The sequence below is a fragment of the Sphingomonas sp. CCH9-F2 genome (assembly GCF_001556735.1).
Taxonomy (GTDB): domain Bacteria; phylum Pseudomonadota; class Alphaproteobacteria; order Sphingomonadales; family Sphingomonadaceae; genus Sphingomonas; species Sphingomonas ginsenosidimutans.
Map to the genome: position 1 here is coordinate 1 of NZ_LSJO01000511.1, position 1,085 is coordinate 1,085.

At 71.2% G+C, this 1,085-nt stretch carries 1 protein-coding gene and 1 pseudogene; one reads left to right on the forward strand and one right to left on the reverse strand.

What is annotated here, in order from left to right:
- Positions 1-355, reverse strand: a pseudogene (locus tag AX685_RS14575) (AMIN domain-containing protein); the annotation flags it as partial.
- A 541-nt stretch (positions 356-896) separates the two neighbouring features.
- On the opposite strand from AX685_RS14575, the gene AX685_RS14580 reads away from it, so the two are divergent.
- The coding region (locus AX685_RS14580; RefSeq protein ID WP_156445832.1) for a hypothetical protein at positions 897-1,085 on the forward strand (189 nt) is incomplete at its 3' end.

The following is a 1,085-nucleotide window of genomic DNA, read 5'->3' on the forward strand; positions in this document are numbered from 1 at the left end:
CGGCCGTATCGACGCGTCGCAGCCGCAGCGCCAGCGCGCGCCCGCCATCGACGAAGCGCCCGCCCGCCACCACCATCGGCTGCGCCAGGTCCAGCACGATGCGCGCGCCGTCCTGCCCGCGCCGCGCCATCCGCACGGTCGCACCCGCCGCCGACGATGATGCGGCCGGCTGCGCGCCGTCGACGTCGATCGCGATCCGGTCCGGTCCGGGCAGGACGAAGCTGGCCGCGCGCGCCACCGCCGCGTCGAAGCGGATGGTGACGCCGTCCGTGCCGACATCGACACGCTCGACCGTCGCCGCCAGCGCGGGCGCGCCGGGGAACAGGCCCAGCAACAGGACGGCAAGCAACGACACGCCGCCTCCATGCCGCCACCGTCCCCATGCGGTCCAGCGAAAAGCCCGCTGCCTGTCGATCCTCGCCGTGCGCTGCATCATGCCGGCGGTGTAGGCAGCGCGCTTTCAAGCCGCGGTTGCCGTGCGCGGTTAACGCCATGTTCGGAAAGAGATTGCCGCCGCCTTTGCCATGTCGCCGGCCGAAACGTGCCGGTTGATGCGCGCGCGCGGCAATGCTACCCCGTCATTTCGGGGAAAGGAGCGTGCCTGGCGCGCAACTTGCTCCCCGAACTAACTGCCCGCCCGGCATGTCGCCGGCACCGGGCCATCAGGTTGACGCTCGCAATGCCGTATTCCGCCCGACCGCTGTTCCGACCGGCCCCTGCCGGCGGTGACGGTACGGTCGCGGCCTTCGTCGGTCCCCGGCACGTCCGGGACCTGCGGCCAGCGACAGCAGCACCCATCACCATCCGCGCCGCCGCCCCCTTCGGGCGGGCGGCCGCGCCTTATCGTCGCGCCGCGGCGCCCCATGCGGGCAGGCCGGGCGCGTGGAGACCGTTCAATGACCACGCGCATGCTGATCGACGCACGCCACCGGGAAGAGACCCGGGTGGCCGTCGTCAAGAGTAACCGGATCGAGGAATTCGATTTCGAAAGTGCCGAGCGCAAGCAGCTCAAGGGCAATATCTATCTGGCCAAGGTGACGCGCGTCGAGCCGTCGCTGCAGGCCGCTTTCGTCGATTACGGCGGC